At 67.1% G+C, this 15271-nt stretch carries 12 protein-coding genes; 7 read left to right on the forward strand and 5 right to left on the reverse strand.

Annotation, left to right across the window (positions count from 1 at the left end):
* Nucleotides 1-46 precede the first annotated feature (46 nt).
* The 6 genes from uvrD to J0A90_RS13475 all read left to right on the forward strand — a co-directional run bounded on the left by uvrD (nt 47) and on the right by J0A90_RS13475 (nt 7100).
* Complete coding sequence (gene uvrD, locus J0A90_RS13450; RefSeq protein WP_207036687.1) at nt 47-2272, forward strand: DNA helicase II; 2226 nt, start codon at nt 47-49, stop codon at nt 2270-2272.
* A gap of 156 nt (nt 2273-2428) precedes the next feature.
* Complete coding sequence (phoU, locus tag J0A90_RS13455) at nt 2429-3205, forward strand: phosphate signaling complex protein PhoU (RefSeq protein WP_207036688.1); 777 nt, start codon at nt 2429-2431, stop codon at nt 3203-3205.
* A 103-nt stretch (nt 3206-3308) separates the two neighbouring features.
* Nucleotides 3309-4037, forward strand: a complete 729-nt coding sequence (cysZ, locus tag J0A90_RS13460) for a sulfate transporter CysZ (RefSeq protein ID WP_207036689.1) — start codon at nt 3309-3311, stop codon at nt 4035-4037.
* Between the two features lie 7 nt (nt 4038-4044).
* On the forward strand, nt 4045-4935 hold the full coding sequence (locus J0A90_RS13465; RefSeq protein WP_207036690.1) for a ZIP family metal transporter: 891 nt from the start codon (nt 4045-4047) through the stop codon (nt 4933-4935).
* Nucleotides 4936-5233: 298 nt separating this feature from the next.
* A complete protein-coding gene (locus J0A90_RS13470; protein WP_035476106.1) occupies nt 5234-5845 on the forward strand; it encodes a superoxide dismutase in 612 nt (203 codons plus the stop codon).
* 196 nt (nt 5846-6041) lie between these two features.
* Complete coding sequence (locus tag J0A90_RS13475; RefSeq protein WP_207036691.1) at nt 6042-7100, forward strand: siderophore-interacting protein; 1059 nt, start codon at nt 6042-6044, stop codon at nt 7098-7100.
* Between the two features lie 25 nt (nt 7101-7125).
* Here J0A90_RS13475 and J0A90_RS13480 read toward each other — a convergent pair whose 3' ends face one another.
* The 5 genes from J0A90_RS13480 to ubiA all read right to left on the reverse strand — a co-directional run bounded on the left by J0A90_RS13480 (nt 7126) and on the right by ubiA (nt 13472).
* Entirely contained in the window at nt 7126-7995 is an 870-nt protein-coding gene (locus J0A90_RS13480; protein ID WP_207036692.1) for a M23 family metallopeptidase, read from the reverse strand.
* A 312-nt stretch (nt 7996-8307) separates the two neighbouring features.
* Nucleotides 8308-9993 carry a methyl-accepting chemotaxis protein gene (locus tag J0A90_RS13485; protein WP_207036693.1) on the reverse strand — a complete coding sequence of 562 codons (1686 nt, stop codon included), beginning with the start codon at nt 9991-9993 and terminating at the stop codon, nt 8308-8310.
* Between the two features lie 339 nt (nt 9994-10332).
* Nucleotides 10333-11682 carry a phosphate regulon sensor histidine kinase PhoR gene (phoR, locus tag J0A90_RS13490; RefSeq protein WP_207036694.1) on the reverse strand — a complete coding sequence of 450 codons (1350 nt, stop codon included), beginning with the start codon at nt 11680-11682 and terminating at the stop codon, nt 10333-10335.
* Between the two features lie 8 nt (nt 11683-11690).
* Nucleotides 11691-12380, reverse strand: a complete 690-nt coding sequence (phoB, locus tag J0A90_RS13495; RefSeq protein WP_035470561.1) for a phosphate regulon transcriptional regulator PhoB — start codon at nt 12378-12380, stop codon at nt 11691-11693.
* 198 nt (nt 12381-12578) lie between these two features.
* A complete protein-coding gene (gene ubiA / locus J0A90_RS13500; RefSeq protein WP_207036695.1) occupies nt 12579-13472 on the reverse strand; it encodes a 4-hydroxybenzoate octaprenyltransferase in 894 nt (297 codons plus the stop codon).
* A gap of 263 nt (nt 13473-13735) precedes the next feature.
* Here ubiA and J0A90_RS13505 point away from each other — a divergent pair, with 263 nt between their 5' ends.
* Nucleotides 13736-15247 (forward strand): amino acid permease, encoded by a 1512-nt coding sequence (locus J0A90_RS13505; RefSeq protein WP_207036697.1) that lies wholly within the window; start codon nt 13736-13738, stop codon nt 15245-15247.
* The last annotated feature ends 24 nt before the right edge of the window (nt 15248-15271 follow it).

Genomic DNA, 15271 nt, shown 5'->3' on the forward strand with positions numbered 1-15271 from the left:
GTGGCCGCGCCGGCCGCTTCTCCAACCGCAGGTCTCGCAGCTCTCCATGGACGACGTCTCGGCACTCATCGACTCCCTCAATGCCAACCAGCGCGACGCCGTGGCCGCCGCGCCCGGCAACATGCTGGTGCTGGCCGGCGCCGGGTCGGGCAAGACCCGGGTGCTGGTGCATCGCATCGCCTGGCTGTTGCAGGCCGAGGGTGTCTCGCCCTACGCCATCCTGGCGGTGACCTTCACCAACAAGGCGGCGCGCGAGATGCGTACCCGTCTGGAGGCGCTGCAGGGCGTCTCGCTGCGCAGCCTGTGGGTGGGTACCTTCCACTCCATCGCTCACCGTCTGCTGCGCACCCACTGGCACGATGCGCGCCTGCCGCAGCACTTCCAGATCATCGACAGCGACGATCAGCTGCGGCTGGTCAAGCGCCTGCTGCGCGACCACGGCGTCGACGACGAACGCTTCCCGCCCAAGCAGGTGCAGTACTTCATCAGTGGCTGCAAGGAAGAGGGCCTGCGCCCGTCCCAGGTCGCCACCCACGGTGACGCCTACATGGCGCAGATGGTCGATCTCTACGAGCGCTATCAGTTGACCTGCGAGCGCGGCGGGCTGGTCGATTTCGGCGAGCTGCTGCTGCGCAGCCTGGAGCTTCTGCGCGACAACGCGGCGCTGCTCAAGCACTACCGCGAGCGCTTCGGGCATATCCTGGTCGATGAGTTCCAGGACACCAACACCCTGCAGTACGCCTGGCTCAAGCTGCTCGCCGGCACCGAAGGCGACGGCGAGAGCGCCTGCATGACGGTGGTCGGCGACGACGACCAGTCGATCTACGGCTGGCGCGGCGCGCGGGTCGAGAACATCCGCCGCTTCGAGAGCGAGTTCCGCGACACGCGCACGGTGCGCCTGGAGCAGAACTACCGCTCCACCAGTGCCATTCTGGATGCCGCCAACGCCCTGATCAGCCACAACACCGGGCGCATGGGCAAGGAGCTGTGGACCGACGGCGACGCCGGCGACAAGATCTCGGTCTACGCCGGTTTCAACGATCTCGACGAGGCGCGCTTCATCGTCGACACCATCAACGAGCAGCACCGCAACGGCCACGCCCGGCGCGAGATGGCGGTGCTCTACCGCTCCAACGCCCAGTCGCGGGTGATCGAGGAGGCGCTGATCCGCAGCGGCGTGCCGTACCGCATCTACGGCGGCCAGCGCTTCTACGAGCGGCTCGAGATCAAGAACGCCCTGGCCTATCTGCGCCTGCTGCTCAACCGCGAGGACGACGCCTCGCTGGAGCGGGTGATCAACGTGCCGGCGCGGGGCATCGGCACGCGCACGGTCGAGATCCTGCGCATGCGCGCCCGCGATACCGGCGTCTCGCTGTGGCAGGCGCTCCACGACAGCCTGGGCGATGCCACCCTCAAGGGGCGCGCCGGCAACGCGGTCAACGCCTTCGCCGAGCTGATCGAACGGCTCGACAACGACACCGCGGGGATGGCGCTGCACGAGATCATCGATCACGTGATCACGCTCACCGGGCTGGTCGAGCATCACCGCAACGAGAAGGGCGAGAAGGGCCAGGCGCGGGTCGAGAACCTGGAGGAGCTGGTCAACGCCGCGCGCGCCTTCCAGCAGAGTGAAGGCAACCCGATCGACCTGCAGGAGGCCGGCGAGGGCGCGGCGGCACTGGAGCCGTTCCTGGCCGAGGCGGCGCTCAACGCCGGCGACCACGAGGCCGACGAGTTCGAGGACTGCGTGCAGATGATGACGCTGCACTCGGCCAAGGGGCTGGAGTTCCCGGTGGTGTTCGTCGCCGGCATCGAGGAGGGGTTGTTCCCGCACAAGATGTCGCTGGAGGAGCCGGGGCGTCTCGAGGAGGAGCGCCGGCTCTGCTATGTCGGCCTGACCCGGGCAATGCGCAAGCTCTATCTCACCTACGCCGAGATTCGCCGCCTCCACGGCCGCGAGACGATGGCGCGGCCGTCGCGCTTTCTGCGCGAGATCCCCGAGGCGCTGCTCGAGGAGGTCCGTCTGCGCGGCCAGGTGTCGCGCCCGGTGACCTCGCGGCCGAGCGTCGGCGTGGCGCGCCAGCAGGGCGTCGAGGGTGGCGACGAGCTGCCCTCGCTGGCCCTGGGCCAGCGTGTCAGCCACCCGCTGTTCGGCGAAGGGGTGATCCTGGATGCCGAAGGCGAGGGCGCACGCGCCCGGGTCCATGTCAGCTTCGAGGGCGAAGGCGACAAGTGGCTGGTGCTGGGCTTTGCCAAGCTGACGCCGCTGTGACCGCCAGAGCGCTGTAATGACCAGAGCGCTGTGATCGCCGGGCCGGTGTCATATGCTTGCAATAAAATCGCGGCACCATGCTGCGATAGGTGGTAATACGCCCACGCCGTCCGCGTACGGCCATCGCCCTGACGTCTCGTCCTTTCGGAGCCCTCGATGGATATCACCAGCGATACCCACAGCCAGCACATCTCGCAGCAGTTCAACCAGGATCTCGAAGCGCTCAAGAGCCAGCTGATGGCCATGGGTGGCCTGGTAGAAAAGCAGCTGCAGGAATCCATCTCGGCGCTGCTCGAAGGGGACAGTACGCTGGCCACCCGCGTGCGCGACAACGACACCAGCGTCAACGACCTGCAGCTCAAGATCGACGAGGAGTGCGTGCGCATCCTGGCCCGGCGCCAGCCGGCGGCCTCCGATCTGCGCCTGGTGATCGCGGTGATCCGCGCCACCAACGACCTCGAGCGCATGGGCGACGAAGCCAACAAGATCGCCCGCAACGCCATCGATCTGATCGATGCCGGGCGCATCCCCCAGGGTAGCGTCGAGATCCGCCACATCAGCGAGCACGTGCGCCGCATGCTGCGCGACGCCCTGACCTCCTTCGCCCGCTTCGATACCGATCTGGCGCTGAGCGTGCTGCAGGAAGACGACTCGGTGGATACCGAGTACACCTCCGCCATGCGCTCGCTCTCCACCTTCATGATGGAAGACCCGCGCTCGATCAGCGGCATTCTCAACGTGATGACGGTGCTGCGCGCCCTCGAGCGGATCGGCGACCATGCCGACAACCTGGCCGAGCACGTGGTCTACCTGGTCAAGGGCCGCGATATCCGCCACACCTCGATCGACAAGCTCGATGCCGCCTCGCTGGGCCAGAGCGGCCCGGCGGAAAAGCACAGCATCAAGCGCGACGACAAGCCCGACCAGGGCTGAGTCGGGCGATTGCCCCCGCCGTGACGCCAGGCTAGCTTGCCGGGGGCGCGGACTGTGTTAGCTTGTCGATCTTGCAACGCACTGTCCGGATGGCGGAATTCGAATGATCTACTCCCTGCAAGCGATCGTCCGTGGGACCCGGCTGGTACTCGAACCGGGCCTGCGGCGCTTCGTCATCGGCCCGATCGTGGTCAACCTGCTGCTCTACGGCGGCGCCATCTACTATCTGATCGGCAACTTCGGCGGTTGGCTCGACTACGGCATGCGCCAGGTGCCCAGCTGGCTCGACTGGCTGGAGTGGCTGATCTGGCCGCTGCTGGTGGTCGCGCTGGTGCTGATGGTGTTCTTCACCTTCACCCTGGTCTCCAACCTCATTGCGGCACCGTTCTACGGCTTTCTGGCCGAAAAGGTGGAGACTCGCCTCACCGGGCGTCCGCCCAGCGACGAGCGCGGCTGGATCAAGACCGGCGTCGACGCCCTGGGGCGCGAGCTGGTCAAGCTGGGCTATCTGCTGCCGCGCATGGCGCTGCTGTTCCTGCTCGGCTTCGTGCCCGGCCTCAATCTGATCACACCCTTCCTGTGGGCGGCGTTCTCCGCCTGGATGATGGCGATCCAGTATCTTGACTACCCCATGGACAACAACCAGGTCGCCTTCACCGACATGCGCCGACGGCTGCGCGCGCGCTGGTGGCCGACCCTCACCTACGGCGGCTGCATGTCGCTGGCGACCTGGGTGCCGCTGCTCAACCTGGTGCTGCTGCCGGGCGGCGTCGCCGGCGGGGTGATGCTGTGGGACCGCTACTACCGCTCCCTGCCCGTGCCGGCGCGCTGAGGTCGATATGTCGGATCTACGTGATGTCGTGAGCTGGCAGCGTGGCCTCGGGGCCCTGCTGCTGGTGGCCGCCATCCTGCTGGCGGGGGTCTCTCTCACCGGCCTGCACGAGAGCTTCGCCGCGCTGGGCAATGTCCAGGCGGGGATTCTGGCGAGCCTGATCGCGGGGCTGTTCACCCCGGTGGGGGCGCTGCCGATTCTGCTGCTGCGGCGCATCAGCCAGCGGCTGGAGGATTCGCTGATGGGCTTCGGCGCCGGCGTGATGCTGGCGGCCACCGCCTACTCGCTGATGCTGCCGGGGTTCGAGGAGGCGCTGACGCTGAGCCGCAGCCAGTGGCTGGCGCTGGCCATCGTCTGCGCCGGCATGACCCTGGGCGGGGTCACCATCCTGGCGATCGAGCGCCTGCTGCCCCATGAGCACTTCGCCCTGGGCAAGCAGAGCGGTGCCGATGCGCTGCAGATTCGGCGTATCTGGCTGTTCGTGCTCGCCATCACCATCCACAACTTCCCCGAGGGGGTGGCGGTGGGTGTGGGCTACGGCACCGGCGACGTCTCCGCCGGGCTGGCGCTGACGCTGGGGATCGGCATCCAGAATCTGCCCGAGGGGCTGATCGTGGCGCTGGGCCTGATCGCCATCGGCTATTCGCGCGGCATGGCGCTGCTGGCGGCACTGATCAGCGGTCTGGTGGAGCCGGTCGGCGGTATCGTCGGCGCTCTGGCGGTCAATCTGGCCTCGGCGCTGCTACCGGTGGGGCTGGCCTTCGCTGCTGGTGCCATGCTGTTCGTGATCAGCCACGAGGTGATTCCCGAGTCGCACCGCAAGGGCCACGAGAGCTTCGCCACCGCCGGCGTGCTGCTGGGGTTCATGCTGATGTTCGTGTTCACCCAGGTGCTGTGAGCGGTGTCTGGCAGCGCGGCGGGACGGTCGTGCACGTGCCCGACACGCAGGCCCGGAAAAAAACCCACCCGCGGGGTTGAAAGCGCCCCTGGGGCACGCCATGTAGGTGGTGTAAGACGAAATTTTTGCCAAGTCGCTCCGCGTCGGGCGGCTTTGTAAAAGGCACTGAAGATCAGCAGGTTAGCGTCAAAAAGGCAGGGCGCCAGACGGTGCCGATCGGTTTGACACCGCCGCGCGCTGCTCACTATTGTTATTCACCCGCGAGGCGCCCGTGCCTCTTGAGAAAGGGAGTTTGATCATGGCTCATAGCTTACCGTCACTGCCGTACGCCTACGACGCGCTGGAACCCAAGATCGATGCGATGACGATGGAGATCCACCACTCCCGTCACCATCAGACCTACGTCAACAACCTGAATGCCGCGCTGGAAGGCACCGGGCTGGAAGACGTGCCGGTCGACAAACTGATGGCCGACATCGACAAGGTACCGCAGGACAAGCGCCAGGCGGTCATCAACAACGGTGGCGGCCACGCCAACCACTCGCTGTTCTGGACCGTCATGTCCAAGGATGGCGGCGGTGCACCGACCGGCAAGGTCGCCGAGGCGATCGACAGCGAGCTCGGCGGCTACGCGAACTTCCAGGAGGAGTTCAAGAAGGCGGCCACCGGTCGTTTCGGTAGCGGCTGGGCATGGCTGGTGGTGACCCCGGAGAAGAAGCTCAAGGTCATCAACACCCTCAACCAGGACAGCCCGCTGATGGACGGCCTGACGCCGATCCTGGGTCTGGATGTGTGGGAGCACGCCTACTACCTGAAGTATCAGAACAAGCGCCCGGACTACATCGCGGCCTTCTTCGACGTCATCAACTGGGATGAGGTCAACCGCCGCTACGCCGAAGCGACTGCCTGATCGGCTCACCGCGCCCGGCACGCAGCCGGGCTACGTGACCCTGCCATGCCCCCGTCTCGACGGGGGCATGCTGCGTTTGGGGCCTGTATCCCAACGCCATGTCTGCTAGTCTGTCGCTCGATGCTGGCGCTCGCCGGCCCGCCTTGTAACGCCCCCTCGCGTTTTTCCGTGCCACCCCCGCTGACGGTTCGACATCATGACTGCACTTCGCTGCGATGCCACACTGACGCTTACTGATGTAAATAATTTTCAATCGCGCCTGAGAGCCTTTCTGGATGAGTACGATGTCGGCTATCGCAGTGAAGGTGCCAGCATCGTGGTCGAGCTGCCCGGCGGCGAGGCGAGCTTCACCGCCATTCGGGTCGGCCTACGCCTGGCGGCGTGTGCCGCCACCCGCGACGGCCTGGAGACGCTGCGCAGCGTGATCGAGCACTATGCGACGCTGTTCGCCGGCGACAACGCCGTGCCATTGCACTGGCATGGCGATGTCGTCGCCGCGCCGACCTTCGCCAACTTCCGCGAGATGCGCGTGGTCAAGAGCGAGGCGCTGTCGCCGAGCATGCGCCGGCTGACCCTGGCCGGTGAGGACCTGGCGCGCTTCGACCACGACGAGGAGTGGCACGTGCGCCTGCACTTTCCGCCGCCGGGGCTGGCGCGGCCGCAGTGGCCGCGACCGACGGCGGAGGGCGCCACGCTGTGGCCGCCGGAAGAGGTGCGCGCGGCGATCCGCTACTACACCATCCGGCGCCTGGATCGCGAGCGCGGCGAGGTCGAGATCGACTTCCTGCTGCATGCGGCGCCGGGGCCGGGCGGTGACTTCGCCCGCCGCGCCCGGCCCGGCGATCTCTGCGGTATGGCCGGGCCCTACGGGCGCGGTGTCGCCAGCGCTGCGCACTATCTGCTGGCGGGGGACGAAACCGCGCTGCCGGCGATCTCACGCCTGCTCGAGACGCTGCCGGCCGAAGCGCGCATCGAGGCGTGGCTGGAGGTCGAGTCGCCGGCGGATCGGCTCACGCTGCCGACTCACCCCGGCGCGCATTTGCACTGGTGTTATCGCTGCCAGGGCCACGCCCCCAGCGAACAGCTCGCCAGCGCGGTGGTCGCGGCGCTGCCGACGGCGGACAGTGACCGCTTCGTATGGTTCGCCGGCGAGGCCGAGGTCAGCCAGCGCCTGCGCAAGCGCTTGAAGCAGGAGTTCGCCCTGGCCAAGGGGCAGCATCTGGTCACGGGTTATTGGAAGCGCGAGGCGGGTTGAGCGGTGGGCTGTCGGCTCACCACGCCTAGCGCGTGCGCTCGAGCACCAGCAGCGGATCGATACGCGTATCGAACCAGTTCATGCCCCAATGCAGGTGCGGCCCAGTGGCCCGACCGGTGGCACCCACCGCGCCGATCACCTCGCCCTGGTCGACGTGCTGGCCCACCGCGACGTCGATCCGCGACAGGTGCAGGAAGTTGGAGCTGATGCCGTAGCCGTGGTCGAGCAGCACGGTGCCGCCGGTGAGATAGAGATCGTCGGCGAAGGTGATCACTCCGCTGGCCGGCGCCTTTACCGGGGTGCCGGTGGCGGCGGCGATATCCATGCCCGAGTGGGCCGAGCCGGGGGTGCCGTTGTAGACCCGCTGATTGCCGAAGCGCCCGCTGATGCGCCCCTTCACCGGCCAGATGAAGGCCTCGGCGAAGCCGACCCGATCGTCGTCACGCTGGCGCTGGGCGCTCACCGCGGCCTGTTCGCGGGCGATGCGGGCGGCGATCTTGGGCGGCGGTGAGACCGTCTTCGGCGGCACGCCATCGATACGTTCGATCGGCCAGTCGCGCGGGGTGATCGCCACCGACGCCTGCTGCTGTCGGCCATCCGGGGTGACGATCTCGATCGACTGCGCGCCCTGGGCGTCGCGGCCGACGCCGAATACCACCGTGCCGTAGCCGGTGACCCGCAGCGTATGCCCCGCCACCCGTACCTGGCTGCCCGGCGGCACCCGCCCGATCACCATCGAGCCCTGTTCGACGCTGGCGGGGAAAGTGATCGCGACCGGTGCCGCCACGCCAGCGGCGGCCCACAGCCATAGCGTCGCGGCCAGGAGCAGGGCGCTCGCAGCGCGATACGGGTGGCGTCCAGTGGGGCGAGATCGCAGGCGGGTGATCGACGGCATGGGTACGGCGCTCCGGCAGAGAGAAAGGCGCCCATCTTAACCTGTCGTTGCTGCAGGCCTGGAACGCCTGTCATAGCCGGTAAACGAAGTGGGCTTATCCGGTGGCAGGGCGTCGCGAGGGCGCTGTAAACCCCTCCCTGGGCGCTACCTTTGCCATCCCTGGCAAAGAACCCTCGCTGTGCGCTGCCACCGGCGCCCATTGTCGCAGGGTTAGGAAATTAGCGCTTGAGTCGTGATGGCGTCGGCTGGAGGGGGCAGAGAGAGCGGGGCCGGCATGCCGGCCCCGCTGGGGTAGGAGCTTGGCGCTCAGGCTCAGAACGACTCCCAGTCGTCCTCGGTGGTGGCCATGGCCGGCCGGCGGGTCGCGCTCAGACGGGTGGCTGGCGCTACCACCTGGGGCGCTGCCACCTGGGGCGCTGGCGTCGATACCTGTGGCGCGGATGTGGCCGTCGCCATCGGGCGCGACTCGGCCCCGGCGATGCGGAAGCCTGCCAGGGCCTGCTCCAGGCGCTGGACCTGTTCGTTGAGACTGGCCGCGGCGCTGCTCGCCTGCTGCACCAGCGAGGCATTCTGCTGGGTGACCTGATCCATCTGCACCACGGCTTCGTTGACCTGGTCGATGCCGTTGGACTGCTCGGCGGAGGCGACCGAGATCTCCTCGATCAGATCGGTCATGCGCGAGACCGACTCGACCACCCGGCCGATGGTCTCGCCGGCCTCGGCGACGATCCCCGACCCCGCTTCGATCTTGCGATTGGAGGCATCGATCAGCTCGCGGATCTGACGCGAGGCGTCGGCGCTGCGGCTGGCCAGGGTGCGTACCTCGTTGGCGACCACGGCGAAGCCACGCCCCTGCTCGCCGGCACGGGCCGCTTCCACCGAGGCGTTGAGGGCGAGGATATTGGTCTGGAAGGCGATCGAGTCGATCACGCCGACGATGTCGGTCACCTGGCGCGAGCTGTCGGTGATGCCCTGCATGGTGGAGACGACCTGATCCATCATCGCCCCGCCTTCGCTGGCGGTGCTGCGCGCCTGGCCGGCGAGGCCATTGGCCTGGCGCGCGTTCTCGGCGTTCTGACGCACGGTCTGGGTCAACTGCTCCATGCTCGAGGCGGTCTCGCCGATCGAGGCGGCCTGCTGATCGGTACGTGCCGCCAGGTCCTGGTTGCCGCTGTGAATCTGCCCCACGCCCACGGTGATGGTGGTGGAGGCCTGACGCACGCCGCCCAGGGCCTCGGCCAGATGCACGCGCATACCCTCGATGGCGTGCAGCAGGCTATGGCGGTCATTGGGCTTGAGCGTCAGCGCCCGGGTCAGGTCGCCCTCGGCGATGCCCTGCACCGCGTTACGCGCGTGACGTGGGTCGCCGCCCAGATCACCCAGCACGCTGCGGATGATCCACGCCATCACCAGGGTGATCGCGATACCGATCGTGCCGGCGATCAGGCTCATCTTGAGCACCCCCATCCAGAACGCGTGCTGGATGTCGCTGACATAGACGTTGGCGGCGAGATACCAGTCCCAGGCGGGGACATGGCGCACGTAGTTGATGCGCGAGACGTCCTCGCCGTCGGCGTTGGTCGAGGTGTATTCCAGGGTGCCGTCGTCGGGCGAGTCGGCCAGCGCTTTCAGCTCGCGATAGAAGTAGACGCCGTTGTCGTCACGGAAGTTGCTCATGTCGGTGCCGATCGCCCGCTTGGGGTGATAGACGAGGTGAATCTTGCCGTTGAAGGCGTAGACATAGCTGCCGTCGAGATCGAGCGCCGACAGATTGCGCCGGGCGAAGTCCTGCGCCGCTTCGACGCTGAACTCACCCTGGGCGGCGCGATCGGCGTAGCGCTGTACCAGCGTCTGGGCGCTGGCGACGAAGCTCTTGAGACTCTGGACCCGCTCGGCCATCAGGGTGTCGCGCTTTTCCAGGGCCATCCAGCCCACCAGCACCAGCATGCCGAACCACATCAATCCCACCGTGATCCAGAGTTTTTGCCGCATCGTCATCGCGAAAGCCGTCCTTATCCGAGGTATCTGCCGATTCATATAGAGGAATGTATTACTAGTCCGCTCACTTTATCGGCAGCACCTACTTAAGATTTAGATAACAATCCGCTGCGCATCGCGCCGTTGCCATGAAAGCGTGCGCGACGGACCCGGTGCGATAAAAAGGGGCGATGGAAAAGGGTCGATGAAAAAGGGCCGCTCAATCGTGGGCTGATGGAGAGTGGATCGAATGCTGAGAGTAAGAGCCAGAGGCCAGCGAGAGCCAGGGGACAGCTAGCGTAGGGCAGCCGTGCGTGAGAAGGCGGAAAGAGCCGGGCGGCGCGGTGCCGCCCGCGGCGTTCATGGCTGCGCCGAGATCGCCGGCGTGTCGTCTTCGTCGTTTGTGATCAGACGCGTGGCGGGGAAGACACAGCGGAAGCGGGCGCCCATGCCGGGTCGGCTGACGATCTCCAACTGAGCATCGTGGCGCAGCAGCACGTGCTTGACGATGGCCAGCCCCAGGCCGGTACCGCCGGTGGCGGCGCTGCGCCCCTTGTCGACGCGGTAGAAGCGCTCGGTCAGGCGCGGGATGTGCACAGGGTCGAAGCCCTCGCCGTCGTCCTCCACCTCGATCGCGGCGCCATCGTGCCAGGGCTTCCAGCGCAGCGTGATACGGCTGCCTTCGGGGGTGTAGCGCACGGCGTTGAAGACCAGGTTGGAGACCGCGCTGCGAATCTCCTTGGTGTTGCCGAGCAGGCGATGAGGCTCGTCGACCTGCAGCGCGATCTGCTGGTGCCCCGCGCTCAGCCCGCGGGCGTCGTCGACGATGCTCTCGAGCAGGGCGCGCACATCGATGGCGTCGCGGTCGTCATTGGGGCTGTCGATCTCCAGGCGTGACAGCAGCAGCAGATCCTCGACCAGGTTCTGCATCCGCATGGTCTGCGCCTGCATCTGCGAGAAACCGCGCTGCCAGCGGGTCGGCAGCTGATCGGCGTGGTCGGCGTAGGTCTCCAGATAGCCCGCCAGCACGGTCAGCGGGGTGCGCAGCTCGTGGGAGACATTGGCGACGAAGTCGCGGCGCATCATCTCCAACTGGTGCAGCCGGGTCACGTCGCGCACCATCAGCAGGCGCTCGTCGTCGCCGAACAGGGTGATATGGAACTGCAGGGTGTGCGCGGCGTCGATCGGCGAGGGTATCAGTAGCGGCTCGCGGTAGTCGCGGGCCTCGAAGTAGTCGATGAAGCGCGGATCGCGCAGCAGGTTGGTGATCGGCTGGCCGCGGTCGTGGTCGGGCTGCAGGCCGAGCATGTCGGAGGCGGCGCTGTTCCACCACTCCAGGTCGCCGCGCGGATCGAGCATCACCACGCTGTCGCGCATCGCCTCGCAGGAGTCCTGGATGCGCCGCAGGATATCGCGCAGCCGTTGCTGCATCTGGCTCTGCGCTTTCTGGTAGGTGTAGAGGCGGTCGAACAGATCGCCCCAGACGCCGGTACCGGGCGGCGGCGCCTCGCGCGGATGGCGCAGCAGCCACACATAGAGCAGGCGCACATGGCGTAGATGCAGGAAGACATAGAGCCCGAGGCCCGCGGCCAGCCCCCAGCCGAGGCCGGCAAACAGCGCGCCGAACAGCTCGCCCAGCAGCGTACCCATCGCGCCGAGCCCGAACAGCATGTAGCCAAGGCGCCACAGTTCGTTGATCCAGTAGCGCACGCTGCGACTTACTCCCTGATCGAAAAGCGGTAACCGGTGCCGCGCACCGTCTGGATCAGATGCTGGTGCTTCTCGCCCAGCGACTTGCGTAGCCGGCGGATATGCACGTCGACGGTGCGTTCCTCGACGTAGACGTTGCCACCCCAGACCTGATCGAGCAACTGGCTACGCGTGTAGGCGCGCTCCTGATGGGTCATGAAGAACTGCAGCAGGCGGTACTCGGTGGGGCCGATCTCCAGCGCGCTGCCGTGGGAGGTGACGCGATGGCTGGCGGGGTCGAGCTTGAGCCCCTCGACCTCGACCGCCTCCTCGATGCCCGGTGGCGTGGCCCGGCGCAGCACGGCCTTGAGCCGGGCCACCAGCTCGCGCGGCGAGAACGGCTTGGTGATGTAGTCGTCGGCGCCTGCTTCGAGCCCCTGGACCTTGTTGTCCTCCTCGCCCTTGGCGGTGAGCAGGATGATCGGCATCTCGGCGGTGGCCTCCTCGCGCTTGAGGCGGCGCGCCAGCTCGATCCCGCTGGTGCCCGGCATCATCCAGTCGAGCAGCATCAGGTCCGGCTTGTGGTCCAGCGCCATGGCGTGGGCGCTCTGGGCGTTGTCCGCCTCCAGCACGCGGTAGTCGGCCATCTCCAGCGCCACCGCGATCATTTCGCGGATGGAGGGCTCGTCGTCAACGATGAGTACGGTCTTGGAGCTCATGACAGGCCTCGAGTGAGCCGCCGGAGGAGGCGCGCGTGCAGCGAACAACCTTCCGGCCGTGACAGAACGGTGACGATTACAGCGTGAAAATATGACAAATACGTGACATCGATGTCATCCCTCACATCTCGCATCGAGACCATCGACCCTGGCGGCGACCGCTGGGGGCGCGAAGAGGCGATCGATGAGGGCAGCGGCTCATATCACCGGCCACAGGCTCAGCACCACCCCGGCGAACAGTAAAAGCCCCGACCAGAAGTTGTTGAGAAAGGCCTGGAAGCAGGGGCCGCGCTCGCGCCCACGGATCAGCCACTGCTGATAGACGAAGGTCGCCGCCATCGCCGCCAGCCCCAGCCAGAAGAACCCGCCCAGCGCCAGGCGTGCCCCGATCCCGGCCAGCAGGCCCAGCGTGGCCAGCTGCAGCAGACCGATGATCAGCTTGTCGGCGCGGCCGAACAGGCGCGCGGTGGATTTGACCCCGATCTTGATGTCGTCGTCGCGATCGACCATGGCGTACTGGGTGTCGTAGGCCACGGTCCAGGCCAGGTTGGCCAGCAGCAGCAGCCAAGCCTCCAGCGGCACGCTGCGACTCACCGCCATGAACGCCATCGGGATGCTCCACGAGAACGCCAGCCCCAGCACTACCTGGGGCAGGTGGGTGTAGCGCTTCATGAACGGATAGAGCGCGGCCAGCGCCACGCCGACGAAGGAGAGCAGCACCGTGGGCAGATTGGTGAAGCAGACCAGCACGAAGGCCGCCGCGACCAGCACCGCGAACAGGGTCTTGGCCTCGCGCTCGCGGATACGCCCGGTGGCCAGCGGGCGCTCCTTGGTGCGCTTGACGTGGCCGTCGATCTTGCGGTCGGCGTAGTCGTTGACCACGCAGCCGGCGGCGCGCATCAGATAGACGCCGAGCACGAAGATGATCAGGTTGGCGCGGTCCGGCAGGCCGTCGGCGGCGAGCCACAGCGCCCATAGCGTGGGCCACATCAGCAGCCAGGTGCCGATCGGCTTGTCGAGCCGGGTCAGGCGCAGGAAGTCGGGGATTCGCGCCAGGCCGCGGGGGCGTGGCGTGGGGTCGGCGGCGGACATCGAATTCTCCAGAACGGCGAGCGGGACGCGACTGGCTGGACCTTACACCACAACCCCGCCGGCAGCGAGGCATGGCAATGGGCGCAGCGATAGGCGCGGCGATAGCTACGGGGCGTAGCGATAGATATTGCTTTTGTCACGCTGACGCGCTCAGACTCGAGGTGGGCGCGGTCAGCGGATGTCGGCGTCGCTCCTGGGTGTCGATAGACGCTGGCAGCACGGGGATCGCGGAACAGGGTGGCTCGATCCTTGGGAGTAGAACAATGACAAACCACGGTAAACCCGCCGCCGGCATCCACTACCAGCAGCAGGATGCCAGCTATTTCGACAAACGCGGCCTGCGCCGCCACGCCGGGCCCTGGTCGCTCTGGGCACTGGGCGTGGGGGCGGTGATCTCGGGCCACTACTCGGGCTGGAACCTGGGGCTCGCCTCGGGCGGCTGGGGCGGCATGGCGATCGCCACCGCGATCATCGCGGTGATGTACCTGGGCCTGACCTTCTGTATCGCCGAGATGTCGCCGGCCCTGCCGCACACCGGCGCCGCCTACTCCTTCGCGCGCTCCTCCATGGGGCCCTGGGGCGGCTTCGTCACCGGCCTGTGCGAGAACGTCGAGTACGTGCTCACGCCGGCGGTGATCGTGTTCTTCATCGGCTCTTATCTGGGCAGCATCTTCGAGACGCCGGCGGCGTTCCAGCCGCTGTGGTGGCTGCTGGGCTATCTGCTGTTCGTCGGCCTCAACATCGTCGGGGTCGAGCTGTCGTTCAGGGTGACGCTGGCGGTGACCCTGCTGGCGCTGGCGGTGCTGGTGGTGTTCTGGTTCAGCGCCGTCACCCATCTCGACTTCTCGACCTGGGCGCTGAACATCGCCCCCGGCGGCGGTGAGCTCGAAGGCGGCCACGGACCGCTGCTGCCGATGGGTATCGGTGGGGCGCTAGCGGCGATGCCGTTCGCGGTGTGGCTGTTCCTGGCCATCGAGCAGTTGCCGCTGGCCGCCGAGGAGTCGGTCGACCCGCGGCGTGACATGCCGCGCGGCATCCTGCTCGGCATCACCACCCTGATCGTCTCCGCGACCCTGATCCTGGTGCTCAACCCCGCGGTGGTAGGCGTTGGTAGCTACGCCCTGAGCCAGTCCGGTGAGCCGTTGCTGGATGGTTTCCAGGCGATCTTCGGCGCCGGCACCGCCAAATTTCTCGCGCTGCTGGCGCTGATCGGGCTGATCGCCAGTTTCCATACCATCATTTTTGCCCAGGGTCGCCAGATCTACTCGCTCTCCCGCGCCGGCTACTTTCCCACCTTCCTCTCGGTGACCCACGGTACGCGCAAGACACCGTACGTGGCGATGATTGGCGGCGCGCTGGTGGGCATGACCATCATGCTGATCTGCTTCTTCGGCCTCGGAACCCAGGAGGGCTCGGCGGTGATCGGGGGCACCCTGCTCAACATGGCGGTCTTCGGCGCCATGTGCTCCTACATCGCCCAGGCGCTCTCCTTCATCCTGTTGCGCCGCCATCACGCCCATATCGAGCGCCCCTACCGCAGCCCCTTCGGGATTCCAGGCGCCGTGGCGACCATCGTCATCGCGCTGATGACGATCTACTTTCAGCTCAGCGACAGCACCTATCGGATCGGCGTGATCGGCGTCGCCCTGTGGCTGGCGGTGGGTATCGGCTACTTCGCCTGCGTCGGGCGGCACCGTCTGATCCTGTCGCCGGAGGAGGAGTTCGCCATGCAGCGAGGCGAGCAGGCCGCGGACGACGACGGCCGCGCGGCGTGATCCCGATCTCCCTGACACTGTGAG

The sequence above is a fragment of the Salinicola sp. DM10 genome (assembly GCF_017306975.2).
Classification (GTDB): Bacteria; Pseudomonadota; Gammaproteobacteria; order Pseudomonadales; family Halomonadaceae; genus Salinicola.

What these genes read in the sequence shown, in the direction of transcription:
- uvrD (WP_207036687.1), top strand. Translation starts at nt 47, where the DNA reads ATGGACGACGTCTCGGCACTCATCGACTCCCTCAATGCCAACCAGCGC.
- phoU (WP_207036688.1), top strand. Translation starts at nt 2,429, where the DNA reads ATGGATATCACCAGCGATACCCACAGCCAGCACATCTCGCAGCAGTTC.
- cysZ (WP_207036689.1), top strand. Translation starts at nt 3,309, where the DNA reads ATGATCTACTCCCTGCAAGCGATCGTCCGTGGGACCCGGCTGGTACTC.
- J0A90_RS13465 (WP_207036690.1), top strand. Translation starts at nt 4,045, where the DNA reads ATGTCGGATCTACGTGATGTCGTGAGCTGGCAGCGTGGCCTCGGGGCC.
- J0A90_RS13470 (WP_035476106.1), top strand. Translation starts at nt 5,234, where the DNA reads ATGGCTCATAGCTTACCGTCACTGCCGTACGCCTACGACGCGCTGGAA.
- J0A90_RS13475 (WP_207036691.1), top strand. Translation starts at nt 6,042, where the DNA reads ATGACTGCACTTCGCTGCGATGCCACACTGACGCTTACTGATGTAAAT.
- J0A90_RS13480 (WP_207036692.1), bottom strand. Translation starts at nt 7,995, where the DNA reads ATGCCGTCGATCACCCGCCTGCGATCTCGCCCCACTGGACGCCACCCG.
- J0A90_RS13485 (WP_207036693.1), bottom strand. Translation starts at nt 9,993, where the DNA reads ATGACGATGCGGCAAAAACTCTGGATCACGGTGGGATTGATGTGGTTC.
- phoB (WP_035470561.1), bottom strand. Translation starts at nt 12,380, where the DNA reads ATGAGCTCCAAGACCGTACTCATCGTTGACGACGAGCCCTCCATCCGC.
- ubiA (WP_207036695.1), bottom strand. Translation starts at nt 13,472, where the DNA reads ATGTCCGCCGCCGACCCCACGCCACGCCCCCGCGGCCTGGCGCGAATC.
- J0A90_RS13505 (WP_207036697.1), top strand. Translation starts at nt 13,736, where the DNA reads ATGACAAACCACGGTAAACCCGCCGCCGGCATCCACTACCAGCAGCAG.